The organism is Nocardia miyunensis NBRC 108239 (genome assembly GCF_001613065.1).
Classification (GTDB): domain Bacteria; phylum Actinomycetota; class Actinomycetes; order Mycobacteriales; family Mycobacteriaceae; genus Nocardia; species Nocardia miyunensis.
The window spans coordinates 115,807-141,596 of record NZ_BDBQ01000010.1; the positions used below are offsets into that span (position 1 = coordinate 115,807).

General features: G+C 68.1%; 21 protein-coding genes. 10 read left to right on the top strand and 11 right to left on the bottom strand.

Translation table 11 applies throughout. The features are described 5' to 3' along the window. Positions 1–70 precede the first annotated feature (70 nt). A complete protein-coding gene (locus tag NM2_RS05790; RefSeq protein WP_067664856.1) occupies positions 71–580 on the top strand; it encodes a DUF3291 domain-containing protein in 510 nt (169 codons plus the stop codon). Positions 581–714: 134 nt separating this feature from the next. Here NM2_RS05790 and NM2_RS05795 read toward each other — a convergent pair whose 3' ends face one another. Continuing rightward, entirely contained in the window at positions 715–3,336 is a 2,622-nt protein-coding gene (locus NM2_RS05795) for a bifunctional acetate--CoA ligase family protein/GNAT family N-acetyltransferase (RefSeq protein WP_245717868.1), read from the bottom strand. A gap of 106 nt (positions 3,337–3,442) precedes the next feature. Then, positions 3,443–4,690: an acetoin utilization protein AcuC gene (locus NM2_RS05800; protein WP_084530531.1), complete on the bottom strand. Its 1,248-nt coding sequence runs from the start codon at positions 4,688–4,690 to the stop codon at positions 3,443–3,445. Between the two features lie 246 nt (positions 4,691–4,936). Here NM2_RS05800 and NM2_RS05805 point away from each other — a divergent pair, with 246 nt between their 5' ends. Together NM2_RS05805 and galE are read left to right on the top strand one after the other, a co-directional pair. Next, positions 4,937–5,623 (top strand): iron-dependent transcriptional repressor DtxR, encoded by a 687-nt coding sequence (locus tag NM2_RS05805; protein WP_067664858.1) that lies wholly within the window; start codon positions 4,937–4,939, stop codon positions 5,621–5,623. Positions 5,624–5,626: 3 nt separating this feature from the next. Then, positions 5,627–6,607 carry a UDP-glucose 4-epimerase GalE gene (gene galE / locus NM2_RS05810; protein ID WP_067664860.1) on the top strand — a complete coding sequence of 327 codons (981 nt, stop codon included), beginning with the start codon at positions 5,627–5,629 and terminating at the stop codon, positions 6,605–6,607. Positions 6,608–6,639: 32 nt separating this feature from the next. Here galE and NM2_RS05815 read toward each other — a convergent pair whose 3' ends face one another. Beyond that, positions 6,640–7,833, bottom strand: coding sequence for a DUF4192 domain-containing protein (locus NM2_RS05815; RefSeq protein WP_157120896.1), 1,194 nt, complete (start codon positions 7,831–7,833; stop codon positions 6,640–6,642). Between the two features lie 176 nt (positions 7,834–8,009). Continuing rightward, positions 8,010–8,732, bottom strand: a complete 723-nt coding sequence (locus NM2_RS05820) for a sensor domain-containing protein (RefSeq protein ID WP_245717859.1) — start codon at positions 8,730–8,732, stop codon at positions 8,010–8,012. Positions 8,733–9,054: 322 nt separating this feature from the next. Between NM2_RS05820 and NM2_RS05825 the strand changes: the two genes are divergently transcribed. The 5 genes from NM2_RS05825 (at position 9,055) to NM2_RS05845 (ending at position 15,566) form a co-directional block, all read left to right on the top strand. Then, complete coding sequence (locus NM2_RS05825; RefSeq protein ID WP_067664862.1) at positions 9,055–10,011, top strand: proteasome assembly chaperone family protein; 957 nt, start codon at positions 9,055–9,057, stop codon at positions 10,009–10,011. 84 nt (positions 10,012–10,095) lie between these two features. Next, positions 10,096–12,603, top strand: a complete 2,508-nt coding sequence (locus NM2_RS05830; protein ID WP_067665094.1) for a DEAD/DEAH box helicase — start codon at positions 10,096–10,098, stop codon at positions 12,601–12,603. 89 nt (positions 12,604–12,692) lie between these two features. Then, on the top strand, positions 12,693–13,826 hold the full coding sequence (locus NM2_RS05835) for a type III PLP-dependent enzyme (protein WP_245717860.1): 1,134 nt from the start codon (positions 12,693–12,695) through the stop codon (positions 13,824–13,826). Positions 13,827–13,834: 8 nt separating this feature from the next. Then, on the top strand, positions 13,835–15,052 hold the full coding sequence (gene speD / locus NM2_RS05840) for an adenosylmethionine decarboxylase (RefSeq protein WP_067664864.1): 1,218 nt from the start codon (positions 13,835–13,837) through the stop codon (positions 15,050–15,052). Positions 15,053–15,119: 67 nt separating this feature from the next. Further along, entirely contained in the window at positions 15,120–15,566 is a 447-nt protein-coding gene (locus tag NM2_RS05845) for a hypothetical protein (RefSeq protein WP_067665100.1), read from the top strand. A gap of 30 nt (positions 15,567–15,596) precedes the next feature. Here the strand turns inward: NM2_RS05845 and NM2_RS05850 are convergent, their stop codons facing one another. The 5 genes from NM2_RS05850 to NM2_RS05870 all read right to left on the bottom strand — a co-directional run bounded on the left by NM2_RS05850 (position 15,597) and on the right by NM2_RS05870 (position 22,140). Next, positions 15,597–19,082: an indolepyruvate ferredoxin oxidoreductase family protein gene (locus tag NM2_RS05850; protein WP_067665103.1), complete on the bottom strand. Its 3,486-nt coding sequence runs from the start codon at positions 19,080–19,082 to the stop codon at positions 15,597–15,599. Between the two features lie 469 nt (positions 19,083–19,551). Beyond that, the gene (locus tag NM2_RS05855) at positions 19,552–20,049 is read right to left on the bottom strand and encodes a gamma-glutamylcyclotransferase family protein (protein ID WP_169816105.1); all 498 of its coding nucleotides are present in this window, start codon (positions 20,047–20,049) and stop codon (positions 19,552–19,554) included. Further along, positions 20,046–20,240 (bottom strand): hypothetical protein, encoded by a 195-nt coding sequence (locus NM2_RS05860; protein WP_067664866.1) that lies wholly within the window; start codon positions 20,238–20,240, stop codon positions 20,046–20,048. Before NM2_RS05860 ends, NM2_RS05855 begins: the two co-directional genes overlap by 4 nt. Before the next feature lie 58 nt (positions 20,241–20,298). Then, on the bottom strand, positions 20,299–21,141 hold the full coding sequence (locus NM2_RS05865; RefSeq protein ID WP_245717861.1) for an MBL fold metallo-hydrolase: 843 nt from the start codon (positions 21,139–21,141) through the stop codon (positions 20,299–20,301). Positions 21,142–21,231: 90 nt separating this feature from the next. Then, positions 21,232–22,140: a hydrogen peroxide-inducible genes activator gene (locus NM2_RS05870; RefSeq protein ID WP_067664868.1), complete on the bottom strand. Its 909-nt coding sequence runs from the start codon at positions 22,138–22,140 to the stop codon at positions 21,232–21,234. A 117-nt stretch (positions 22,141–22,257) separates the two neighbouring features. Here NM2_RS05870 and NM2_RS05875 point away from each other — a divergent pair, with 117 nt between their 5' ends. Together NM2_RS05875 and NM2_RS05880 are read left to right on the top strand one after the other, a co-directional pair. Further along, the gene (locus NM2_RS05875; RefSeq protein WP_067664873.1) at positions 22,258–22,845 is read left to right on the top strand and encodes a peroxiredoxin; all 588 of its coding nucleotides are present in this window, start codon (positions 22,258–22,260) and stop codon (positions 22,843–22,845) included. Positions 22,846–22,872: 27 nt separating this feature from the next. Beyond that, positions 22,873–23,412: an alkyl hydroperoxide reductase gene (locus NM2_RS05880; RefSeq protein ID WP_067664875.1), complete on the top strand. Its 540-nt coding sequence runs from the start codon at positions 22,873–22,875 to the stop codon at positions 23,410–23,412. A gap of 302 nt (positions 23,413–23,714) precedes the next feature. On the opposite strand, the gene NM2_RS05885 is transcribed toward NM2_RS05880, so the two are convergent. After that, a complete protein-coding gene (locus NM2_RS05885; protein ID WP_067664877.1) occupies positions 23,715–24,329 on the bottom strand; it encodes a DUF5134 domain-containing protein in 615 nt (204 codons plus the stop codon). A gap of 110 nt (positions 24,330–24,439) precedes the next feature. Further along, positions 24,440–25,663 (bottom strand): aminotransferase family protein, encoded by a 1,224-nt coding sequence (locus NM2_RS05890; protein WP_067664880.1) that lies wholly within the window; start codon positions 25,661–25,663, stop codon positions 24,440–24,442. Positions 25,664–25,790: the final 127 nt, after the last annotated feature.

A 25,790-nucleotide genomic window follows, 5' to 3' on the forward strand; every position in this document is an offset into this window, starting at 1 on the left:
TCGGCGGTCCCGCACACCACACAATCGTCATACTGAGAAGATCTCCTCATTTCCGGGTTACCCTCGTCTCATGCCCGGTCATCACCTCGCCCAAGTGAATATCGCCCTGCCCCTGGAACCGCTCGGCTCCGCACGACTGTCCGGTTTCGTCGCCGCCCTGGACGAGATCAACTCCCTCGCCGACGCCGCAACCGGTTTCATCTGGCGACTACAGACCGAGGACGGTGACGCGACCGCCATCCGGCTACTCGACGACGACCGGTTGATCGTCAATATGAGCGTCTGGTCCTCGATGGCATCGCTCACCGAATTCGTCTACCGCAGCGACCATGTGCGGATCATGCGTCAGCGCCGCGGCTGGTTCGAAACCATGTCCGAGGCGTATCAGGCGCTGTGGTGGGTGCCTGCGGGCCACCTGCCCACCGTGGCCGAGGCCGAGCAGCGGATCACTCGCCTGCGTGCACACGGCCCGACCGAATACGCCTTCACCTTCCGCAACGCGTTCCCGGCACCTTCCGCATCAGAACCTTCGGCCTCGGACGTCCGCCCGGCCGACGAGGACCTGACCTGCCCGGCCTGATCAGCCGACCACCCGTCACCCGAACTCCACGACCACCTGTTCGACAAGGGGTCCAGCGCGCCGCCCGAGGCACTGCTCGCGGTCGAAAAGGTCGCGGGCACGACCTGATCGTCGGGTCGCCGGCCCGCCCGCGCTCATCCCAGGCGGCGCGGGCCGATGTCGAAGTGGTTGGGTTCGGGGCCGATGCGGACGCGGCCGTACAGGACGGCCGCGCCCTCCGGTGAGGCCAGAATCGGCTCGATCGCCAGCTCGCGCACCTCCGGCAGGTCATCGCACAGCGCCGAAATACGTTGTGCCAGTTCGGACAGGTAGCTCTTGTCCACCGGCTCGCCGATGGTTCTGCCCGACACACCGGCTCTGCCGTCCAGCAGCGGCGCGGCCCGCGGGGCATCGATGAGTGCGATCGATTCCCCCTCGGACAGCGGCAGGGCACGATAGACCCGGTCGCCCAGCAGATCGATGATCGTGCCGGACAATCCGAAGCTGATCACGGATCCGAACGACGGGTCGTCCTGCACACGCAGCACACAGCCGACTCCCTTGGTGGCCATCCGCTGAATATGCACGACCGCGTTGCCCGACACCTCGGCCAGATCGGCGTAGGCGCGCTGCACCGCCGAGGGCCGCCACAGATCCAGTCGCACGCCATTGAGATCCGAACGGTTGCGCCACAATTCACCGGTCGCCTTGGCCGCGACCGGGTAGCCGAGGTCCGCGGCCGCGGCCTCCGCCGCCGCGGCATCGCGAACCTCACGGAACTCGACGATCCCGATGCCGTAGCACTCCAGCAGCTCCACCGCCTCGAGGTCGCCGAGCCAATCCCCCTCGGGTGAGCGGACCATCCACTGCTCCACCAGGTTTCGCGCACGTTCGGTATCCAGACCCGCGGGTCGCCGCGTCGCCGAGACGGGCGTGTCGCGCCACTGGGCATAGCGCTGCACACGGCCCAGCGCCCGCGCCGCGCGTTCGGGGTCCGGATAGGACGGAATGGACCCGCTCCCTACCACGCCGCCGGTCCCCCGCGTGGCGAGCAGATTCGGCATTCCGTGGTCGGCGACGAACGTGGTCAGCACCGGTTTTGCGGCGGATTCGGCACCGGACCGGATCGCCTCGGCATAGGCGGGCACCGCCGTCGGCACCGGCGGCGCGAAGATCACGATCACCGCGTCGACCTGTGCGGATACCACCGCGGAAGCCACCGCCACATGGAAATCCTCCGGTCCGGCCTGCGGCCCCAGATCCACCGGATCGCGCACGTCGAGTTCCGCGCCGCGCGCCGCGTCGACCGCCAGCCAGCCCAGGGCGGCGCTGTTGCCGATCACCGCCAGCCGCGGCCCCGCGGGCAGCGGTTGATAGGCCAGCAGCATCGCACAGTCGAACAGTTCGGAGATCGTATCGACCTGGATGATGCCCGCCTGCGCGAACAGATCGCGCTCCACCGAACGTTCCAGCGAGGAGGGCGGTGTGGTGCGGGTGGCGTTGCGGCCACTGCTCACGGCCACAATGGGTTTCGTGCGCGCGACTCGGCGCGCGATCCGGGAGAACTTGCGCGGATTGCCGAAGGTCTCCAGATACAAGAGCACCACATCGGTGTCCGGGTCGCTGTCCCAGTACTGCAGCAGATCGTTGCCGGACACATCGGCGCGGTTGCCCGCCGAGACGAATGTGGACAGTCCGAGCCGCCGCGCGGCGGCCTCGCCGAGGATCGCCGCACCCAACGGCCCGGACTGACAGAAGAATCCGACCCGCCCGCGCCCCGGCATGACCGAGGCCAGCGTGGCGTTCAGTGAGATCGCCGGATCGGTATTGGCGATGCCGAGCGCGCTCGGGCCCACCACCCGCATGCCGTGCCCGCGGACGGCGGCCACCAGATCGCGTTCGGCCGCATAGCCCGCCGGGCCGGTCTCGGAGAATCCGGCGGTCAGCACCACGAGTCCCTTGACGCCCTTTGCCATACAGTCGTCCAGCACCGAGGGGATCTCCGCGGAAGGCACCGCGACCACCGCCAGATCCACCTCGTCGGGGATGTCACGAACGGTGTTGTACGCCCGTACTCCGCGCACCGAGCTGCGATTCGGATTCACCGGGAAGACCGGGCCCTGGAACACCCCGGACAGCAGATTCGCCAGCACCGCACCGCCGACCCGGCCCGCGGACGGCGTGGCGCCGATGACCGCGATCGACCTCGGATGCAGCAGATTGCCGACGCTGCGGGCCTCCGATGCCCGTTCGCGCGAATCACGCACCGACAGCAGCGCTTCGGTCGGATCGATGGCGAATTCCAGGTGCAGGACCGACCCGTCCCGGCTGCGCTGCATCTGATATCCCGCGTCCCGGAAGACCGTCACCATCGTGTTGTTCTCGGCCAGGACCTCCGCGACGAAGGTAGCGATATCGTTCTCCGCCGCGGCACCGGCGAGATGTTCGAGCAGAATCGAGCCCAGGCCGCGGCCCTGATGCGCGTCGGCGACCACGAACGCCACCTCGGCCGCGCGCGGGCCCTCCCGGTCCGAGAGCAGTTCGTAGCGTCCGACCGCGATGATCACCTCGCCCAGCTCGATCGCCAGGCCCACCCGATCGTGATAGTCCACATGGGTGGTCCGGTACAGATCCTTGGGGGTCATCCGCGGATAGGGACCGAAGTAGCGCAGGTACCGGGTCCGGTCGGACAGACTCGCGTGGAATTCCTGCATCGCCGCGGCGTCGTCCGGCGTGATGGGGCGCAGCCGCACCACGCCGCCGTCGGAGGCGAGCACATCGGCGAGCCAATGTTGCGGCGGGGGCGGCGGGTTCCGCGGTGTGTCGGGCCCGAAGTCGGCGAGCCAGGCGGGCGGCTCCTGTGCGGGCGGGGTGTGCTCGGCGTCAGTCACGGGGGTCCTCCGGGTCCAGGCCCAGCAGCGGGAACGCTGCGCGGCGCGTGGCCAATACAGCGGTGTCCACCGCGCGCTGCGCCCGGTCGGCGCGGGCGTCACCGGAATCGGGCGCGCCACCCGGACCGTCCCAGCGGGCGAACTCCGGTGCGATTCCGTCGCCCATGGTGCGCGGCGGTTCGACCGTGGGCGCGTAGGCGCGCATCTGTTCGCGCCAGTCCAGGGGGATCTCGGTCGCCGGATCGATATCTCGGTCCAGCACCGCGGCCAGCAGATGGGTCCAGGCCCGGGGCACCACCCGGACCAGGCCGTATCCCCCGCCGCCGACCGCGAGCCAGCGGCCCTGCGCATATCGATCGGCCCACTCGCGCATCGCGCGGAACGCCGCGCGCTGCCCGTCGACGCTCAACTCCAGATCCGCCAGCGGGTCCTCGCGGTGGGTGTCGACACCGCACTGACTGATCAGCAGCTGCGGCCGGAACGCGGCAAGCGCACCGGGCACGACGGCGTGAAATCCACGTAGCCACTGGGCGTCCCGGGTGCCCGGCAACAGCGGGAGATTGATCGCCGAACCCTCGCCCGCGCCCGCGCCGGTCTCCTCGGGCCATCCGGTATTCGGCCACAGCGTCGCCGGATGCTGGTGGACCGAGATGGTCAGCACCCGTCGATCGCCGTAGAAGGCGCGCTGCACACCGTCGCCGTGATGGACGTCGACATCGACATAGGCGATGCGGTCGAAACCGTGGTCCAGCAACCACGAGATGGCCACGGCCACATCGTTGTAGACGCAGAACCCCGCAGCCGAGTCGGCCATCGCGTGATGCATACCACCACCGATGCTCACCGCGCGCCGGGTCCGGCCCGCGGCGATCTCACCCGCAGCGGCCAGGGTGCCGCCGACGATCACCGACGCCGCCTCATGCATGTGCGGGAACACCGGATTGTCCTGTGTCCCCAGCCCGTACGGCGCGGTGTTCGGCGGCGGGACGCCGGGAGCGGCGGGCTCGGCGTGACGGACCGCGTCCAGGTAGGCGGGCGTGTGGATGCGCAGCAGATCCGCCTCGCCGGCGGTCGAGGGCGCGAGAGTCTCGACGCCCTCCAGCAGACCGAGACCGCGTGCCAGGTCCATGGTGAACCGCAGCCGAGCGGGTTTCATCGGATGTTCCGGAGTCCAGGTGTAATCCAGGAACCGGTCGGTCCACACGACCGCCGGGCCGCCGCCGGGCGCTGCGCTTGCCATGAATGCCACGCTAATGCACGTCGTCGGCGGGTGGCCGTGCTGTGATCCACAACCGAACACGGGAAGGGACGAACCCGTTTTGTCGTTGCCATGCAGTACAAATGCTAGGCAGTACGGCGCGCCGGGATCCGCCGTTGCCGGGCCGCGCCCGGGTAGCTCGGCGTTTCCGCAGCACAAGCCGAATATCCTCGCGCACCAATCCGCGACCGCGCGTGGGTAGAATCTTTGCCGACGAAGGGGTAACAGGTGAAGGATCTGGTCGACACCACGGAGATGTATCTCCGTACCATTTACGACCTCGAGGAGGAGGGTGTCACACCACTGCGCGCACGCATCGCCGAACGCCTCGAGCAGAGCGGCCCGACGGTGAGCCAGACGGTTGCCCGCATGGAACGCGACGGGCTGCTTCTGGTCGCGGGCGACCGCCACCTCGAGCTGACCGACAAGGGCCGGTCCATGGCGGTCGCGGTGATGCGCAAGCACCGCCTGGCCGAGCGACTGCTGGTGGACGTCATCGGACTCGATTGGCAGAACGTGCACGCCGAGGCGTGCCGCTGGGAACACGTGATGAGCGAGGATGTCGAGCGCCGCCTGGTCGAGGTGCTCGACAACCCGACCACCTCCCCGTACGGCAACCCGATTCCGGGCCTGGACGAGCTGGGGGTGCTCGCCGCGGGTTCCTCGGAGGAGAAGTTGATCCGGCTGTCGGATCTGTCGCCCGGTCAGATCGTCGCGGTTGTGGTGCGGCGCCTGTCCGAGCACATCCAGACCGATCCGGAGGTCATCGGCCAGCTCCGGGAGGTGGGCGTGGTGCCCGATGCCCGCGTCACCGTCGAGACCCGGCCGGGCGTGGTGGTCATCTCGGTGCCCGGTCACGGTGGATTCGAACTGTCGGACGAGATGGCGCACGCCATCCAGGTGAGGCTGGTCTGAAATATGAAACTTCTTGTCACCGGCGGCGCGGGCTATGTCGGCGGCGTCTGCGCCCAGGTGCTGATCGAGGACGGTCACGACGTGGTCGTGGTCGACGATCTGTCCACCGGCAATGCCGAGGGCGTGCCCAGCGGTGCGAAATTCGTCGATGGTGATATCGCCACCGTCGGCGTCGAACTCGTCGAATCCGAATCCTTCGACGGTGTCCTGCATTTCGCCGCGCAATCGCTGGTCGGTGAGTCGGTGCAGAAACCGGAGAAGTATTGGCACGGCAACGTCGTCAAGACGCTCGCCCTGCTCGAGGCGATCCGCCGGTCCGAGACCCCGCGACTGGTGTTCTCCTCCACCGCGGCGGTGTACGGCGAGCCCGAGCAGGTGCCGATCACAGAGGACGCCCCCGCCCGGCCGACCAACCCCTACGGCGCCTCCAAGCTCGCGATCGACCACGCCATCACCTCCTATGCGGCGGCGCACGGACTCGCCGCGACGAGCCTGCGCTATTTCAACGTCGCCGGCGCCTACGGCGGGCTCGGCGAGAACCGTGTCGTGGAAACCCATCTCATCCCCCTCGTCCTGCAGACCGCACTGGGCCACCGCGAGTCGATCTCCGTCTTCGGCACCGACTATCCGACCGACGACGGCACCGCGGTGCGCGATTACATCCACATCCGGGATCTGGCACAGGCCCATCTGCTGGCGCTCGCGCAGTCCCGCCCGGGCGAGCATCGCATCTTCAATCTCGGCAGTGGCACGGGTTTCTCTGTGCGCCAGGTCATCTCGGCCTGCGAGCGGGTCACCGGCCGGGAGATCGCCTCGGTCGACACCGCGCGGCGCGCGGGCGATCCGGCCGTACTGATCGCGTCGAGCGAGCGCGCCATCGCCGAGTTGGGCTGGCAGCCGGAGCACAACGATCTCGACGAGATCGTCACCGACGCTTGGGCTTTCCTGCAGTCGCTGGGCGACCGCGCGCACAGCGCCCGATAACACCACCCCCGGCGCGGCCCCGCCCGGGGCCCTCACGGCTGCAGCCAATCGGCTCGCAGGTCGAACTCGACACCCAGTTCCGCGGCCTTGGCGCGGCCGCTGTACGCGAGTTTGCGAACCTCGTGCGGCGGCATGCCCGTGCCCAGAGCGGTATCGAGCAACCGGGCGATGGTGTGGTCCGGATCCGATTCCAGCGCGGCCCGCAGTGCGATTCCGGCCAGGACGCCGTCACCGCGCGTGTAGGCGCTGTAACCGAACAGGGTGGCCGCCTCGGCCCGGTCCGATCCGGTCAGGACCCGGCACAGCTGTGCCCACAGCCGTGCGGCGGCCTCGGCCCGATGGCCTCCCGCCAGCGCGAACACCGCGTCGCGTACGGTCGGATCCCGCAGTGCGACAGCGGTTTCCGCGAGTGCCCGGGCATCCACCGTACCGTCGGAGGCCAGCACCGCCACCCGATCGAGAACCCGGTTCAGCAGGGACCGGCGGTAGCGATCCAGCTCGTCGCGGAAGATCGCGGTCCGGAATCGCTGGCCCGCCAGTATCCCCGCCCGGTCCACCTCCGGCCGCACTTCCGCGCACAGTTGCGCATCCACCGCGACCAGATCCTCCAGGTCCTCGCGCGAGGCTTTGATCCGATAGCCGTCCACGGCCTCGGCCAAGGCGATCGGTGAGGCGGCCGGATCGGATTGCACCCCGGCGACCGCGGGATCCTCGACGGCCCACCACGGTTCCCCTGCCGCGATCTCCCGTACCGCCCACACCTCGTCCAGCATGATGTGCTCGGCGACCAGGGCCCGTTCGAGTGCGCGCATCAGATAGCGATGTCGGCCCGACCGCACACCCGGCTTGCCCGAATGAGGTGCACCCGCGCGATCGTCGACGATCAAAGCCAGCACGGCGACGGTGTTCTCCCGCACGCAGAGCGCGGTCAGATGCGTGGCCAGCCGCGCCCAGCCACCGCGGCCGGGCGGCTCCAGATCGTGGCGGGCCACCGCACTCAACGACGCCGGACCCGACCCGCTCGGCGGTTGGCGCAGCAGATAGACCACGAGGGATCGGCGCGGGACGAATCCGAGCAGCGCGGGCACCGCGGCAATACATTCGCGCGGATCGTCTGCCCGTAATGCCGGCCGATCGGTCCTCGCGCCCCGGGCGGGGGTGGGCGATTCGGTGGGGGTCCCGGCGCACTCGTCGTCGGCCGGTGTGGGTTCGATGGCGGTCGTCATGCGTCCAACGATGACCGCCACGCGGTCCGGCAGAGCATCGATGAACTGGGCGTTCACCAGACCTGGGGACAATCACCGGATCTGTGCATCACGCAGCCGATCGGGCCGCGGCGAGCCCTTTCCTGTCGGACGAGCCTGCTACGGTCCCTGCCGGGGGACGCTGGCGCGTCAAGGTCTCAGCCCTTGCGGACGTCCTGCACCGCCGCGGTGAACACCTGGTCCAGCGCCGTCATATCGGGTTTGTCCGCGCCGAAGGTCAGATAGGTGGCAATGATCCGCACATCACCGATCTGCGCCGCGAGGGCGCGCATGGACCGGGTCAGCCCCGGTCCACCACGCTGGCCACTCACCGTGCGCCGCCAGGCGAGTGAATCGTCGGCATCGACCGGGGCGGGCGGATCCGGTTGGGTGACAATGGTATTGGTGACCGGCCCGTGCTGTGCGTGCACCGTGCCGCACCGCTGCAGCTGGGCGCGCAACCGCGCGAGGGGGTCCGTGGTACGGATCAGCTCGACGGTGATGCTCGCGCGGGTGTCCTCGTCGGTGCCGACCGTCGCCGCGATCCGCGCCGGATCGGACGGAGGCGAGCCCGCGCAACCAACCGGATCGACCGCCGCGCCGGAGGGAATGCCGCGCAGATCCGCGTCGGCGCCGATGGCATCCGAAGCGGACAACACCGTCGGCGGATACTCATCGGGAAACTGTCCGGCGGTCGGTAGCATCGACGTGAGCTCCGAGGCGATATGCCTGGCCACCGTGACCTGCGGCGATTCGGCGCCGGGATGTCCGGAGACCGTCTGCCCGCATGCGGTCAGCAACAGTCCCAGCGCCGCGCACCCGGCGAGGCCGCCGCGCCCGAATCGGCGCGGTCGCGGACCCGGAGCCTCCGGCACGTTCACTCGGCACACTATGCCCAATGCTCGCACGCTGTCCGCGCCGCCACGCCGGAGGCAGGCGGGCGGTGTGCGCGAAAAGTGACGACGCGGGCAGGAGATTCGCGTGCGGAAAACGAGATCCAGCCCACAATCGCGGAATGAGATCGCCCGCCGACATGTTGTCAGGCAGGCGCGGCCTCGCGAAGCGAGACCGACGGCGCCGCCCCGGAACGGTATGAGGGACAATGGAAGGTGGTCCGAGGAGACCACATCGGCAGGCGGCGCACGGTTCGCCACCGCCCCGCCCGCCGGCCGGTTGTGGCGGACCACCAGGAAGGAGTAAGCGATGGAGGATTACGAGTCGCGAATGTACGAACTGGAGTTCCCCGCTCCGCAGCTGTCGGCCGACGACGGTGCGGGTCCGGTGCTGGTACACGGCCTGGAAGGTTTCACCGACGCCGGACATGCGGTACGTCTGGCCACCACCCATCTGCGCGAGAGTCTCGAAGCGGAGCTGGTCGCCTCCTTCGATGTGGACGAGCTGCTGGACTACCGCTCGCGTCGTCCGCTCATGACGTTCAAGACCGACCACTTCTCGGATTACGCCGAACCCGAGCTGACCCTGTGGGCCGTGAAAGACAGCGCTGGGACCCCGTTCCTGCTGCTGGCCGGGCTGGAGCCGGATCTGCGCTGGGAGAAGTTCGTGACCGCGGTGCGGCTGCTGGCCGAACAGCTCGGGGTGCGCCGCACGATCGGCCTGAGCGCCATTCCGATGGCGATCCCGCACACCCGCCCGCTCGGCGTCACCGCACATGCCAACGACCGCGACCTGATCGGTGAGCATCAGCGCTGGCCGGGCGAGTTGCAGGTGCCGGGCAGCGCGTCGTCGCTGTTGGAGTACCGGATGGCCCAGCATGGTCACGAGTCGATCGGCTTCTCGGTCCACGTGCCGCACTATCTGGCGCAGACCGCATATCCCGAGGCCGCGCAGACGCTGCTGGAGAACGTCGCCGACAACGCCGGTCTGGATCTGCCGCTGGCCGCGCTGGGCGAGGCCGCGGCGCGGGTGCGCGAGCAGGTCAACGAGCACATCGCGGGCAATACCGAGGTGGAGACGGTCGTTCAGGCGCTCGAGCGCCAGTACGACAGCTTCGTCACCGCCCAGGAGCGTCAGTCCAGCCTGCTGGCCAGCGATGCCGATCTGCCGACCGGTGAGGAGCTGGGCGCGGAATTCGAGCGTTTCCTGGCCGAGCAGTCCGGATTCGGCGACTCGGACACCCCCGAGAACGGCGACCTGCGCTGAGCGGATAACCGCTGCATCCTGGCCTGACAGAACGCCGCGGGGGCCGTGCGGATGCCGGACGAGCGCATAGGCAGAATGGGCACAGTGCAGCTGTCCGAACTGATCCCCGACCGTGCCGTGCCCGACGTGGATCCCGATTGGCTGTTCGAGTCGTTCTCCGGCTGGGCCTCCGACCAGGGGCTGACGCTGTATCCGGCGCAGGAGGAGGCGCTGCTGGAGCTAATGACCGGGGCCAATGTGATCCTGTCGACTCCGACCGGCTCCGGTAAATCCATGGTCGCCATCGGCGCGCATTTCGCGGCGCTGAACACCGGCCAGCGCAGTTACTACACCGCACCGATCAAAGCCCTGGTCAGCGAGAAGTTCTTCGCCCTGTGCGAGGTGTTCGGCGCGGACCGGGTCGGCATGGTCACCGGTGACGCCGCGGTGAATCCGGAGGCGCCGATCATCTGCGCGACCGCGGAGATCCTGGCGAATCTGGCTCTGCGCGAGGGCGCGAACGCCGATGTCGGCCAAGTGGTGATGGACGAATTCCATTTCTACGCCGATCCGGATCGCGGCTGGGCCTGGCAGGTGCCACTGCTCGAACTGCCGCGGGCCCAATTCCTGCTGATGTCGGCCACATTGGGCGAGGTCGACTTCTTCGCCGACGATCTGCACCGCCGCACCGGACGCCCGACCGCGATCGTGAGCGGCACGGAACGTCCTGTACCCCTGATGTTCTCGTACGTGCGCACCCCGATCACCGAAACCCTGGAGGATCTGGTCACCACCAGCCAGGCCCCGGTGTACGTCGTGCACTTCACCCAGGCCGCCGCACTGGAACGCGCCCAGGCGCTCACGAGTGTCAACTTCGCCTCGAAGGCGGAGAAGGAGGCGATCGCCGAGGCGCTGGGCGGATTCCGATTCGCCACCGGCTTCGGTAAGACGCTCTCACGGTTGATCCGGCACGGGATCGGCGTGCATCACGCCGGAATGCTGCCGAAATATCGCCGCCTGGTGGAACGCCTCGCCCAGGAAGGTCTGCTGAAAGTGGTGTGCGGCACCGACACTCTCGGCGTCGGCATCAATGTACCGATCCGTACGGTCCTGCTGACCGGCCTGACCAAATTCGACGGTGTGCGCACGCGCCGGCTCAAATCGCGGGAATTCCATCAGATCGCCGGACGGGCCGGACGCGCCGGATACGACACCATGGGCACGGTCGTGGTGCAGGCGCCCGAGCACGAGGTGGAGAACGCGCGTCTGCGCGCCAAGGCGGGCGACGATCCGAAGAAACAGCGCCGGGTGCAGCTGCGCAAACCGCCGGAGGGCTTCGTGTCCTGGTCGGAGGAGACCTTCGACCGGCTGGTCGCCGCCGCGCCCGAACCGATGGTGTCGCGGTTCCAGGTCACCAATGCGATGTTGCTCAACGTCATCGCCCGGCCCGGGAACTGCTTCGACGCGATGCGGCATCTGCTCGAGGACAATCACGAACCGCGTCCGGCGCAGCGCAAACATATCGTCAAGGCGATTCGCCTGTACCGCGCGCTGCGCGATGCTGGAGTGGTGCAGCAACTCGACGAACCCGACGCCCTCGGCAGACGCGCACGCCTGACCGTCGATCTGCAACGCGATTTCGCCCTCGATCAGCCGCTCTCGCCCTTCGCACTGGCCGCCTTCGATCTGCTGGACGACTCCGCGCCCACCTACACCCTCGACGTGGTCTCCATCATCGAGTCCACCCTCGAGGATCCGCGTCAGCTGCTGATGGCCCAGCAGCACAAGGCGCGCGGCGAGGCCATCGCGGAGATGAAGGCCGACGGCATCGAATACGACGAGCGGATGGAACTGCTCGAAGAGGTCACCTGGCCCAAACCCCTGGCCGAGCTGATCGAGCCCGCCTTCGAGACCTATCGCGGCGGTCATCCGTGGGTGTCGGAATTCACACCGTCGCCCAAATCCGTGGTGCGCGAAATGATCGAGCGCTCACTGACTTTCGCCGAACTGGTGAGCAACTACGAGTTGGCTCGCTCGGAGGGCGTGGTCTTGCGCTATCTGGCCGACGCCTACCGCGCGCTGCGCCGCACGGTGCCCGAATCCGCACGCACCGAGGAGCTCGAGGACCTCACCGAATGGCTGGGCGAGCTTGTGCGCCAAGTGGATTCGAGTCTATTGGACGAGTGGGAGCAGCTCACCAATCCGGGTGCGGAGAACGATTCCGAACAGCTGGCCTTCGGCTCGGAGACGGTCCGGCCGATCTCGGCCAACGAGCGCGCGTTCCGAGTCCTGGTGCGCAATGCCATGTTCCGCCGCGTGGAGCTGGCGGCACTGGGACGCTGGGCGGCCCTGGACGACCTCGACGACGGCCCGGACTGGGAGACCGAACTCGAACCCTACTTCGCCGAATACGACGAAATCGGCACCGGCCCGCAGGCCCGCGGGCCACGGCTGTTCCAGATCGAGCAGAGACCCGATCTGTGGCGGGTGCGTCAGGTACTCGACGATCCGGCCGGTGACCACGGCTGGTCGATCGACGCGGTGGTCGATCTGCCCGCCTCCGATGCCGCCGGCGAAGTGGTGTTCGACGAGGTCACGGTGAGTGCGGGATGAGCAGTTCGTTCCACACCGCCTCCCGCTGATACGCTCTCGCTCGCTGTCCGCCGTGGGAGACTGCCCGGAAGAAAGAGAGTTCGCTCAGATTGTTCGGTCCACACGCGCCCGAGTCGCCCTATCTCGTCATCGACCTCGCCCGGGTGCGCGACAACTTCCGCGCACTGCGATCCGCGCTCAGTGGCCTGGGGAACCGTCATCCGATACGAATTCGGTTCGCGGTCAAGGCATCTCCCATGCCGGAGATCATCCGGTTGCTCGCCGACGAGGGCTCGGAGTTCGACGTCGCCAGTATCGGTGAGATCGAGCAGTGCCTCGCCCTCGGCGTCGATCCCGCGACGCTGTGCTTCGGCAACCCGATCAAGAAGGCCGCCCATATCGCGGCGGCCTACGCGGCGGGCGTGCGCCGCTACGCCTTCGACAGCGAGGACGATCTGACCCGGATCAGCGAACACGCGCCGGGTTCGCAGGTGGAGTGCCGGTTCCTGGCCTCGACGCCGCAGTCGCGCACGCCGTTCGGCACGAAATTCGGCTGCGCCCCGGGTGAGGCGGTGCGGCTGCTGGTGCGCGCCCGCGATCTCGGACTCGTACCGGTGGGCCCCTACTTCCACGTGGGCTCGCAGCAGCTCGATCCGTCCGCGTGGCAGATCGGCATCGAGCAGGCCGCCGCGATCACCGAGGCGCTGGCGGTCAAGGACATTCCGGTGCGATCGGTGAACATCGGTGGCGGACTGCCGATTTCGTACGCCGATCCGGCGCCGGAGCTGTCCGAGCTGGGTGCGGTGATCGCCGAGACGGCCGCACGCCACCTTCCCGAGCACACCGACGTCGTCGTGGAACCCGGCCGCGCCCTGGTGGGCAATGCCGGAGTGATCCACGCCGAGGTCGTCAACGTGCGCATCGCGCCGGACGGGCGGCGCTGGGTATACCTCGACATCGGCCGGTACAACGGAATGGCCGAGACCGAGAACGAGTACATCGCCTACCGGATCGTGACCTCGCGAGACGGTGACGCAGCGGACGAGGCGGTGATTGCCGGTCCGACCTGCGACGGGGACGACGTACTCTATCAACGCACGCGGGTCCTTCTCCCGACCACGCTGCGAGCCGGCGATCCCGTTCGGATCCTCGATGCCGGCGCCTATACGGCGAGCTATTCGTCGGTGTCCTTCAACGGTTTTCCGCCTTTGACTGTTCATGTCATCGGCGCTGAGCGAGAGTGAGTTCAGCAATGACAGCAGAATTCACCGGCTGGCACGTGCTGGCCGAGTTCGGTGGTGTCGACACGGCCCTGTGCGACGATCTCGAACGACTCGAAGCAGCCCTTCGAAAATCGTTGGTCGCCGCGGGGGTGACCATCTGCGATGTCGTGCACAAGAAGTTCGATCCGCAGGGCGTCACCGTGCTGGCGCTGCTCTCCGAATCCCATGCGTCCATCCACACCTATCCGGAATCCGGCGACATCTTCGTCGACGTTTTCACCTGCGGAAGTATCGGTGCGGGCGCGACCACGGCGGTGGAGTTGCTGCAACAGGAACTCTCCCCGACGTCGGTGCACACGGAGGTGATCCAGCGCGGGCGCGGCGGCCGGCGTATCCACGAGCCGGTCGGCCCGGGCACGACCCGGGTGTGGGATCTGCACGACGTCATCGTCGACACCCGAACTCCGTTCCAGCACATGGTGATCGCGCGTACCGAACAGGGCGTGAGCCTGTTCTCCGACGAAGATCGCCAGTCCACCGAATTCTCCCAGCTGACCTATCACGAGGCCATGCTCGTGCCCGGTGACGCGCTGGCCGAGAAGCTGGACCGCGTGCTGATCGTCGGTTCCGGCGAAGGGGTGGCCTCGCAGATGTCGGTGGCCGCGGGCGCGTCGATCGTCGACCACGTGGATATCGACCGGCAAGAGGTGGAATTGTGCGCCGAGCACCTCCCCTACGGATACTCTCCGGCGGATCTGGCCGAGGCGGTCGCGCAGTCGGGCCCGGTCAAGATGCATTTCGCCGACGGCTGGGATTTCCTGGCCGAGGCCGAGGCCGCGGGTGTGCGCTACGACCTGATCTGCATCGATCTGCCCGACGAGCGGGTCGAGGAGGCGCAGCACAACCGGCTGTACGAGGACGAATTCCTGGAGCGATGCCGCGCGCTGCTGTCCGAGGGCGGTGTGCTGGCCGTCCAGGCGGGGTGTCAGACCATGTGGCGCAACGAGACGCTCAAGCGTTCGTGGGCCCGGTTCCACGCCCTGTTCCCCACGGTCGTGCCGTACGTCAGCGACGAGCACGAGTGGACCTTCCTGTTCGGCACGCCGAAGGTGATCGACGATCCGGTGGCGAAGATGACCGCGACCCTGTCGAAGCTGCCGTATCGCGCCGAGACGGTCGACGAGCGGGCCCTGATTCGCGGCGCGATCGAACCGCACGCGCTGCGGTCGCCGGTGGGCGTCGGCTGAGACCTGCGCGTCGGCTCGACGTCCGCAAGTTGTGGGCGAAATCACCTGGTTCGCAATACCCTGGAGTATGCGCACTTTCGTCCACCTCCTGCTGCTGCTCTGTGCTATCGCGGTGGCGGTGGGAACCTTCGGGCCGCTCATCGGCACGGTCGAGGCTCGTCATGTGCAGCTCACCGAACTACGCGACGGGTTCCCCGCCGGTCGCAGCCTCGACCAGATCCAGGCCCAGTCGGTGAGCCTGCAGACGTCGCTGGCGATAGTTCTGCTCGGCGTCGCCGCGGTGATCCTGCTGGCGACGTTGTTCGGTTCGCGTCTGCTGGGCTGGCTGAGCGTCCTGGTCGGCCTGGCTGCCCTCGGCGTCCTGGCCTGGCGTCTGGACAGCTCCCTCGGCGATCAGATCCGCAACGACTACCACCACCTGTTCAGCGGCACCTGGGGGCTCTACGCGGTGGGTGGCGGCCTGATCGTCGCCCTGCTCTGCCTGCTCGTGCCCCGGGAGCGGCGAGGGTTCTGAGCCTCGCGCGCTCCCGGCCCGCGAGTGCCGCTACGGCAGAACCGGCGGGTCGATTTCCAACGCCCGGAGGCGACTCCGATAGGTCTCGACGTTGTCGAGTTTGATCTGCTCGTAGCCGCGGATCACCTCGGGCAGGGCGGCCGCTTCGACTGCGCCGTCGTAATCGGCGGACAGAGTGGTGCGGAGCGTATCGATCATCTCGGTGTAGTGCGCGAGCAGGGCGCGTTCGACGCGGCGCACGTGCGTATGACCGAACGGATCGAATGCGGTGCCGCGCAAACGCTTCCCCTTGGCCAGCAGGCGCAGGGCCAGATGTGTCCGCGGGCCGAGACCGATCTTCTCGGTGCGACCCAGTGCGCGCAGGATCGGCGGATGCAGCCGATAGGTCAGCTTCGCGCCGTCGGGGACCGCGGCGGCGACCTCGTCGAGGAACGCCGGATCGGTCAGGCGCCGAGCGACCTCGTATTCGTCCTTGTAGGCGGTGAGCTTGTACAGCCCGCGCGCCACCTGCTCGCTGAATTCGGTTCGATCGGTGACCTTCCGTTCGGATTCCCACACCCGCTGAACGAGGTCGATGTACTCGCGGGCCACGCGCACGCCCCCGAAACCGACGAGCTCGCCCGCACGCCGCTCGGCCAGCCGCCGGGTCTCCCCGGTCGCGCTCAGACCGTCCAGCAGCTCCGCCGGAGTCTCGGGTACGCTGCGCCCGCCGGAACGCGGTGCGGTCGCGGCGGCGAATTCCTCGGGACGCGCCACCGCCGCACGCCCCCACCGGAAGGCCGCGATATTGGCGGCGACCGCGACGCCGTTGATCTCGATGGCCTCCTCGATCGCCGCGGCGGGCAACCGCAGCCCACCGACCTGGTAAGCCGCCCCGACCAGCAGGAAGTTGGCGGCCGTGGCATTGCCGAACAGAGCCTGCGCGGCGGCCAGCGCGTCGAACGAGGTCACCGAGCGTGACACCGCGGACAGCCGGGCCAGCAGATCCTCGGTCTCGGGATACCGGACCGCCGCGTCGTACACCATCGCACCGGTGGGCGTCCGGCTGGTCGAGGCGATCGAGATCGTCTCCGCCGCGGACCCGTAGGCCAGATTCTTCGCATCGACCGCGGCGAGCAGATCGAAGGCCACAATGCAGTCCGCCGAGCCGGGTGTGAGCCGGTTGGCGGGCTCGAGCGAGGTCGCGGCGAAACGCATATGGGACACCACCGGACCGGCCTTCTGGCTCATCCCGATCTGGTCCAGGCCCGCGACCCGGTATCCGGCTCGCATGGCGGCGGTGGCCAGGACCTGGTTGACGGTCACGATGCCGGTACCGCCGATTCCGGCCAGCAAGACGTTCTGGGTGCCGTTCGGCGCCTCGACGCCGACATCGGGCAGCGTCGGCGGTTCGGGACGAACCCGCTTGCCGCGCTGCGCTTTCCGCGACGACTGATCGCCCGGTTCGGGCAGTTCCACCGTCACGAAGGAGGGGCAGTCGCCCTTCAGGCAGCTGTAATCGGTATTGCAGGAGGTCTGATCGATCCGGGTCTTGCGCCCGAATTCGGTGTCCACCGGCTGCACCGACAGGCAGTTGCTCTGCACACCACAGTCGCCGCAGCCCTCGCAGACCGCCTCGTTGATCACCACGCGGGTGCGCCGCACCGGCAGTGCGCCGCGCTTGCGCTTGCGACGCGCGTCCGCCGCGCAGTGCTGGTCGTAGATCAGCACCGTGACCCCGGGAACCAGGCGCAGCATCCGCTGCGCCTCGTCCAGCCGATCGCGGTGCCACAGCAGGGTTCCCGGCGCGAGGTCGCGTTTACGGTATTTACCGGGTTCGTCGGCGCAGATGACGATCTGCCGCACACCCTCGTCGGTGAGCTTGCGCGTCAGCCGTGGAACCGCCAGCGCCCCTTCGGCATTCTGCGCTCCGGTCATCGCGACCACGTCGTTGTAGAGCAGCTTGTAGGTGATGTTCACCCCGGCGGCGATACATGCCTGTACGGCCAGCTGACCGGAGTGGAAATACGTTCCGTCACCGATGTTCTGGAACAGATGCGGCACATCGGTGAACGGGGCCTGCCCGATCCACTGCGCGCCCTCCCCGCCCATCTGAGTCAGCCCGACCACCTTGCTGTCGGTCCGATCGGACATGGTCACCAGGGTGTGACACCCGATTCCACCACCGGCCAGGGAACCTTCCGGCACGGCGGTCGAGCGGTTGTGCGGGCAGCCGCTGCAGAAATAGGCGGCGCGCTTCGTCGGCAGCACCGACAGCGACAGCGGCTGCGGGAGTGGACGTTTCATCTCCAGGTGCCCGTCCAGCACGCGGCGCAGCGGCGCGAGGATCCGCCCGGCGGTGAGCTCGCCGTCGGAGGCGAACAACGGCCGGCCCTCGTCATCGCGTTTGCCGAGAATATGCGGAGCATCCGTCGTGCCGTACAGGATCTCGCGGATCTGCGTCTCGACGAAGGCTGTCTTGTCCTCCACCACGACCAGCCGGGACAGACCCGCGGCGAACTCGCGGACCCGTTCGGGGGCAAGAGGGTACGGCATTCCGATGCGCAGCAGGCGTACCCCGGCGCTCCGCAGCGCGGCGTCGTCCACGCCGAGATCGGTCAGGGCCTGGCGCATCGCATCGTATGCGGTTCCGGTTGCCGCGATACCGATCTCGGCGCGCTCGGGGTTCACCTCGATGACGTCCAGATCGTTGAGCGTGCTGTAGGCCAGCACGGTCGCCCAGCGCGGACCGTGCAGATCCGCCTCGCCGAGCAGACTGTCCGCGGGTGCACCCATCGGCCGCTGCCGGAACGTGAACGGCACACCCTCCCAGGAGATTTCGGGGACGACGATATCGATGTCGCCGATCGTCGCGGGCACCGTCCACGCGCCGTCGGCCACATCGGCGACGATCTTCAGCGCCACCGGGCAACCCGAGGCCCGCGACAGCGCGACACCGTGCAGCCCCATCGTGACGATCTCACCGGCGTTGCGCGGAAACAGCACCGGAATGTTCATCGCGGCCAGGGATCGTTCCGACGCCGCGGGCACCGTGGAGGACTTCGCCGCCGGATCGTCCCCGACCAGCAGCAGCATCCCTCCCCGGGAGTTGACGCCGTACACGGTCGCGTGACGTAACGCGTCCGTGGCGCGATCGAGTCCGGGCCCCTTGCCGTACCAGACCCCGACAACCCCGTCGTGCGTGGAATTCCCCGCGGGCAGATCGGCCTGAGAGCCCCACACCGACGTGGCCGCGAGCTCCTCGTTCACAGCCGGTACGAAATGAATGTCGTGCTCGGACAGTACCTCGGGCATCTCGCCCAGCAGCCGATCCACACCGCCCAGCGGCGAGCCCTGATACCCGGAGACGAAGGTGCCCACCCGCCTGCCCGCACGCAGATCCCGGACGTGCTGTTCCACCAACTGTCGCGCGATCGCTTGGACTCCGGTCAGGACGACGGTTCCCGCGCCGACTCGATAACGGTCTGCGAGATCGTACGGTGCTGGGATCAGATCGCGGTCTGCGAGCTCGGTCATCAGTTCCACCCGTCCGGCCGGCACCGATCGGGTGCGGCCTAGATTGAGCATTCGACGTCGCCATACTGTCCCCGTAGCGCGAAATGAACAACCTTCGCACTGAAGATTGAGCATCCTGCATAGTTGGGATCGCCGCGGCTGTGCAGCAATTATGCAGCCTGCGACCTCGGAATGTGACTGCGGCCACGCACGAATCAACCCGTCTACCGGTGGCTCATCCTCGCCGCGGAAGCTCCCGCAGCGGATATCGTCACCGTACGCGCACCGCGATCACGCACCTCGACATCCGGAGCGGCCGCGACCCTCCGTAACGAAAACCGCCCATCGCGCACTGCCCCGGTGATGACACGCTCCCCAGCTCAACCGCGACAGGCCGACGACGCGGCCGAAGATTCCCGTCTCCGGGGGACATTCCGATCTCGGAGTTGAAAACTCAACTACCGCAATTATTTTCGCACAGCGAACGTTCTCAGCGCGCCCGGCGGGCGAATTCCGCGCGCCAGCGGGCGCACAGGGTGGCGTATCCGTGGAGGTGGTCGACGGCGAATTGCTCAGGGTACCAGTCCTGTTCGGTGACGACGTCGGTCCACACGTAGGTCGGCACCGGCTCGTCCCGGCCGATCACGCGGACCGTACGCAGCTCGTACTGCTCGTCCTCGAACGCATCGATGACCTCCCAGTCCGCCCGGGTAAGTCCTTGCAACACCAGCCCGGAGGCCATTCGGCCCGGTTCGGCGACCAGGCCGGGATAGGCACGTTTCGGTAACGCCGCCACCCGCCGGTCGCGGACCACGCCGAGTTCCGCGTCGGGCACCCGCCCGAGCAACTCCACGAGCACCGGACCGAACTGCAACGTGCCATAGGCGAATAGCGTGTCAGCCTGCCGCGATAGCGAACTCGACCGGCCCGCGGGCGCGGCGGTATCGCGGCGCGGCCCGGCTGGGCCGCCCACGGCGTCTTCCGTCACGCGAGTCCGCGTTCGACCCGCCCGTCGGGCAGGACGCGGTACGCGACGCGGAATCGAGTACCGCCGGCGAGTTCGCCAGTTATTTGCGGTGCCGGAGTATCGAGCGCGGCCAACGCCGCGACGATTCGCGCGATCTGATCGGGGCGCGCGACCGGCACATCGGAATCGAGCTGGGGCGCATTACGTGTCATGTACCCATGGTGCCTCATCGGCGCGCCGGAAACATGATATTGGGGGTGGTGAACTGACTCACGCTCCGGATTCGCCGCCACGCCATCGCGTGGGGCGCACCGTCGAGGAGGTCAGGCGGGTGAACGCCGCGCCGTCGTGAGCACTGAAAATGGTGATATCGGCGCCGTGCGCGCGGTTCAATTCCAGCAGCCGACGACGGTTGTCCCGGTAGGGCAATCCGGCCACCGCGGCCAGCTCGTACAGCCGCCACAGCAACGGCGTATGTGGTTGTGCCGGATCGATTTCGCTGCCGACGCCGAAGGCGTCGCCCGCGTGCAGCAGCCATCCGCGGCCCGTATCGATCGCGACGCCGACGTGCCCGCGAGTGTGACCGTGTAGCGGCACCACCAAAATCTCCGGCGGCAGACCGGGCAGATCGCGCACCGCGCGGAAACCGAACCACTCCTCGCCGCCGTCGATTTCGTTCACCATCCAGCGCGGCCCGTGCGCCCACTGCTGCGCCCGATACCGGGTCCGCTCGGAGAACGTCCGGCGCGCGGTCGCGGCCCGGAATTCCGGCCCGTGCACGTGCACGGTCGCTTCCGGGAAATCCGAGAGTCCGCCCGCGTGATCGAAGTCCAGGTGGGTCAGCACGATGTGGCGGACATCGGCGGGGTCGTACCCCAGCCCTTGGATCTGGCGGAACGCCGTCTCGTGTTCGGCGAGTTCGAGACCGAGCACGAAACGGCTCGGCCCCACCATCGTGCCCGGATCACGCACACAACCGAGACCGAATCCGGTGTCCACCAGAACCAGTCCGGCGCCGGTCTCGATGAGCAGACAGTGATCGACGGTACCCAGTGCCATGCTGCCGCAGTTGAGATGATGAATCCGCACGCCGAGAGCGTCCCAGACGCTCACCTGCTGGTCAATCGCATCGGCCCGGGACGCCTGGGCATCTGTCCGAATTTGTGCGCGAGGACACTCGGCCTCGCGTTTCTTCGGAGATGATCACATCGGACGCTGCGTGCGAATCACATCGGCGAGCTGTTCGTAATCCTCGGTGCGCGCGGTCGATCCGCGGAACACCAGCCCGAGCGTGCGCCCGGGGGCGGGCGCGGCGAATCGGGCGATCCGCATTGCACCACGGGCGGTTTCGGCCGCCACGGCCATCTCCGGGATCAACGTCACGCCCAAACCGCCTGCGACACACTGCACGACCGTCGAGAGCGAGGCGGCCCGGGTGTCCCCGACCGGTCCCGGGCGCACATCCTGGGCGCGGCACAGGTCCAGGGTCTGATCCCGCAGACAGTGGCCCTCGTCCAGGAGCAGCAGCGGCAGGTCGTCCAGCGCGGCGGGCGATAGTCCGGTGCGGCCGGACAATTCGTGCCCGTCGGGCACCACGAGGACGAATTCCTCACTGTAGAGCGGAATTTCGAGCATGCCGCCGGTATCGGACGGCAGCGCGAGCAGGGCGACGTCCAGAACGCCGTTGCGCAGGCTGTCCAGCAGGCGCGCGGTCTGATCCTCGATGACGTGCGGCACCATCGCCGGAAACCGGCGGCGAAGTTCCGGCAGCACGGCGGGCAGCACATATGGCGCAACCGTCGGAATGATGCCCAGCCGCAGCGTGCCGCCGCGCCCGTCGCCGACCGCGGAGGCGATGAACCGGTCGGCTGCCTCGAGCGTCGCCATCGCTTGAGGCAGCAGACGTTTGCCCGCCGGGGTCACCAGAACGCGCCGCGTACTGCGTTCGATCAGTTGCAGTTTCAGGCCGTTTTCCAGCGATGCGAGCGACTGCGATAACGTGGGCTGGCTCACGCTCAATCGCGCAGCCGCCGTACCGAAGTGGCGATACTCGGCGATCGCCACGAACGCACGCAGCTGTGACAGGGTGGGCTGATAAGTCTGATCAGTCACGCCTATCAGTATAGTGCGACTGATCACGTTTACCTTTAGCCGCATTGCGGGCAAGATCACAGCGAACACACTTCCGCACGGCAATCCCGACAACGAAGGACGAAGGAGACTCACAGCATGGCTCTGCTGACCATCGGCGACCAGTTCCCGGCGTACAACCTCACCGCAGTGATCGGCGGTGACCTGTCCAAGGTCGACGCGAAGCAGCCCGACGATTATTTCACCCAGGTCAGCAGCGACGACCACGCCGGCAAGTGGCGCGTGGTGTTCTTCTGGCCCAAGGACTTCACGTTCGTGTGCCCCACCGAGATCGCCGCGTTCGGCAAGCTGAACGAGGAGTTCGCCGACCGTGACGCCCAGGTCCTCGGCGCCTCGGTCGACAACGAGTTCGTGCACTTCCAGTGGCGCGCCCAGCACGAGGATCTCAAGACCCTCCCGTTCCCGATCCTGTCGGACCTCAAGCGTGAACTGGTCACTGCCGCAGGCGTTCTCAACGCCGACGGGGTCGCCGACCGCGCCACGTTCATCGTCGACCCGAACAACGAGGTCCAGTTCGTCTCGGTCACCGCGGGTTCGGTCGGCCGCAACGTGGACGAGGTGCTGCGCGTGCTCGACGCACTGCAGTCCGACGAGTTGTGCGCGTGCAACTGGAAGAAGGGCGACCCGACCATCAACGCCGGCGAACTGCTGTCCGCCGCCGTCTAGAGCCCGAACCCGAAGGAGTTACCAGCTGTGACCGTCGAGAACCTGAAGAACTCGCTCCCCGAGTACGCCAAGGACCTCAAGCTCAACCTGTCGTCCATCGCGCGCTCGACCGTGCTCAGCGAACAGCAGCTGTGGGGCACCCTGCTGGCCTCGGCGGCCGCTACCCGCTCGGCGCTCACGCTGCGCGAGATCGCCGACGAGGCCGCCGACACGCTGTCGGCGGAGGCGTACAACGCCGCTCTCGGCGCGGCCTCGATCATGGGCATGAACAACGTGTTCTACCGGGGCCGGGCGTTCCTGGAAGGCCGGTACGACGACCTGCGCGCCGGGCTGCGGATGAACATCATCGGCAATCCGGGTGTGGACAAGGCCGATTTCGAGCTGTGGTCCTTCGCGGTCTCCTCGATCAACGGCTGCCAGCACTGCCTCGAGGCGCACGAGAACACCCTGCGCGAGGCGGGCGTCTCGCGTGAGGTGATCTTCGAGGCGCTGCGCGCGGCCGCGATCGTCGCGGGCGTGGGGCAGGCGGTGCAGTCCACCCAGGCGCTGGCCGCGGCCGAGGTCTGACCTCACGGGCGTTATAGTGCCGCAGCACATCTCGCGATGGCCGCGTACTCGTCGAGTACGCGGCCATCGCCGTTGATCACGGCACGGCCAGCAGATCCAGCTGAGCGTCGCCGGACCGGCCGCCGAATCGACGAGGCGAACCCGCACCAGCGCTGAGCAGGGCGCGGGTCAGCGTGAGGCCCTTGGGACCGTTCAGGATTGGCGGCCCGGGCCGAGCGCGAGCCGAAACGAATGGCCCATCGCAAACGGTTCCGCCCCGAATCCCCTTGTGGCCGAGGCATGATCGACCGAGAGGGCCGAATTCAGTTCAGCGCCGCCGCGACGAGCATATAAGCGGTGCCCAGATCCATCACCACGTGCGGAATCACCGCCACCGGGCTGGCCGCATGCCCGATCGTATGGCGCAGAAGCGATTTCGGGCCAGGCGCGAACATCAGGACGGCGTCGAGGACGAACAACGCCGCGAACAGGAGCATCAGGACAGCCGTCCCGGTGTGCGGCCGATCCATGCTCATCCTCATCCCGTGCCCGGACATCGACCACAGCATCGCCGCGGCCGCCACCAGGTGATAGCCGATCGTGGCGGCACGTGCGGGTGCGCAGTCGCCGTTGCGCCAAGCCCATATTCGCTCGGTCAGGACCGCCGCGTACACCACCAGCATCGCGGTGAGTACGCCGCGCAGGGCGTCCGGCGCCGCGGCCATCGGGAAGACCAGCATCGCCAGCATCACCAGGCACATCAGCAGGTGCGCGGCATCGGACTCGTGATCGGCGATCGAACCCGGACCCGGCGCACGACCGGCGACACCACCGAGTGCGAACACCGGGAGCCTGCTCGCCACCAGAACCGCCGCCAGGCCGAAGGCCGCTGCGATCCCCCACCGCAGCACCGTGTATTCCGCCACGAAACCACCCACACCCCACCGCCTTCCCGCGCCCCGAGCACGCCTTTTCCATGCTCGCATCCCGCGACGGGTCTGGGCACCCTTTCGTTCGGGCGTCCGGTGTGGTAGCCCTCGCGCGGACCTCAGCCCAGGGCGCGGCCGAAGGCCGCCGCCAGCTCCGCGACCTGCTGTTCGGTGATGACGAAGGACGGGGAGATCTGCAATGCGCCCTGTCCTGCGGCGCGTCCGGAAACGCCCTGGGCGCGCAGGGCTTTCACCATCGCGAGCCCCTCGGCCGGATCGGCCATCTGCACCGCTGCGACCGCGCCCAGGCCGCTGCGCACCTCGGCCACCCGAGGATGCGCCACCAGCGGCGAGAAGTGTTCGTGCAGCAGCGATTCCAGATTCTTGCTGGCGTCGATCAGATTCTCACGCTCGAGAATGTCGAGATTGGCCATGGCGGCCGCGGCCGCACCCGCATGTCCGCCGTAGGTGTAACCGTGCCGGAACCAGACGTCGCCGGAGTAGAACGGCTCGGCCACGCGGGGCGCGGCGAAGACCGCACCCATCGGAAGGTAGCCCGAGGTCAAACCCTTGGCGGTGGTCATCAGATCGGGCTCGAGCCCGAAGCGCGTCGAGGCGAACCAGGATCCGCCGATGCGCCCGAATCCGGTCACGACCTCGTCGGCGACGAAGAGAATGTCGTTCTCCCGGCAGATGCGCCGAACCTCGGCGAGATACCCCTCCGGCGGCGGATACACCCCGCCCGCGCCGATGATCGGCTCACAGAAGAAGGCGGCGATGCGGTCCGCGCCGACCTCCTCGACGAGTGCGGTCAGCGATCCGGCGTCGTCCCATTCCACGGTCCGGGCATCCGGGACCAGCTCGCCATAGCCCGCGCGGTTGGGCGCGATACCGCCCAGAGCCGTTCCGGCGTAATGCATTCCGTGATAGGCCAGCCGCCGGCCGATGATCAGGGTCTTATCGGGCTTGCCCGTCTCATGCCAGTACCGGCGCGCCAATTTGGCGGCGGTATCCACCGAATCGGATCCGCCGGAGGTGAACATGATCTTGCTGCCGGGCACCGGAGCGAGCTCGGCCAGGCGTTCGGCCAGCTCCCGTGTCACCGGCGCGGTGATATCACCGAAGTTGGAGTAGTGCGCCAAGGTGGACAGCTGCGTGGCCACCGCGTCGGCGATCTCGCGGCGGCCGTGGCCGACGTTGGTGAACCAGAGCCCGGCTGTGGCGTCGAGGTATCGGGTTCCGGCCTCATCCCAGACGTAGGCCCCTTCCCCGCGCGCCACCACGAAGGCGCCGTCCCGCTCGACCGCGCCCATATCGGCGAATCCGTGCCACAGCGATCCCATGTCCGGCTCCTCTCGTCCACGCTGCCGGGGGTCGGCTGCCACCGCCCGCGCGAGGCCAGACTACCCGCGGGTAAGGCCACCGTCGCGAGCAGTGCGAACGCCGCCGGGCGTGATCATCGCCCCGACC

Bases quoted from the DNA above. Each gene is read 5' to 3' on its own strand.
- NM2_RS05845 (WP_067665100.1), top strand. From the start codon at position 15,120: ATGCGCACTTTCGTCCACCTCCTGCTGCTGCTCTGTGCTATCGCGGTG.
- NM2_RS05890 (WP_067664880.1), bottom strand. From the start codon at position 25,663: ATGGGATCGCTGTGGCACGGATTCGCCGATATGGGCGCGGTCGAGCGG.
- NM2_RS05825 (WP_067664862.1), top strand. From the start codon at position 9,055: ATGGAGGATTACGAGTCGCGAATGTACGAACTGGAGTTCCCCGCTCCG.
- NM2_RS05860 (WP_067664866.1), bottom strand. From the start codon at position 20,240: ATGACACGTAATGCGCCCCAGCTCGATTCCGATGTGCCGGTCGCGCGC.
- speD (WP_067664864.1), top strand. From the start codon at position 13,835: ATGACAGCAGAATTCACCGGCTGGCACGTGCTGGCCGAGTTCGGTGGT.
- NM2_RS05815 (WP_157120896.1), bottom strand. From the start codon at position 7,833: ATGACGACCGCCATCGAACCCACACCGGCCGACGACGAGTGCGCCGGG.
- NM2_RS05850 (WP_067665103.1), bottom strand. From the start codon at position 19,082: ATGACCGAGCTCGCAGACCGCGATCTGATCCCAGCACCGTACGATCTC.
- NM2_RS05875 (WP_067664873.1), top strand. From the start codon at position 22,258: ATGGCTCTGCTGACCATCGGCGACCAGTTCCCGGCGTACAACCTCACC.
- NM2_RS05800 (WP_084530531.1), bottom strand. From the start codon at position 4,690: ATGGCAAGCGCAGCGCCCGGCGGCGGCCCGGCGGTCGTGTGGACCGAC.
- galE (WP_067664860.1), top strand. From the start codon at position 5,627: ATGAAACTTCTTGTCACCGGCGGCGCGGGCTATGTCGGCGGCGTCTGC.
- NM2_RS05790 (WP_067664856.1), top strand. From the start codon at position 71: ATGCCCGGTCATCACCTCGCCCAAGTGAATATCGCCCTGCCCCTGGAA.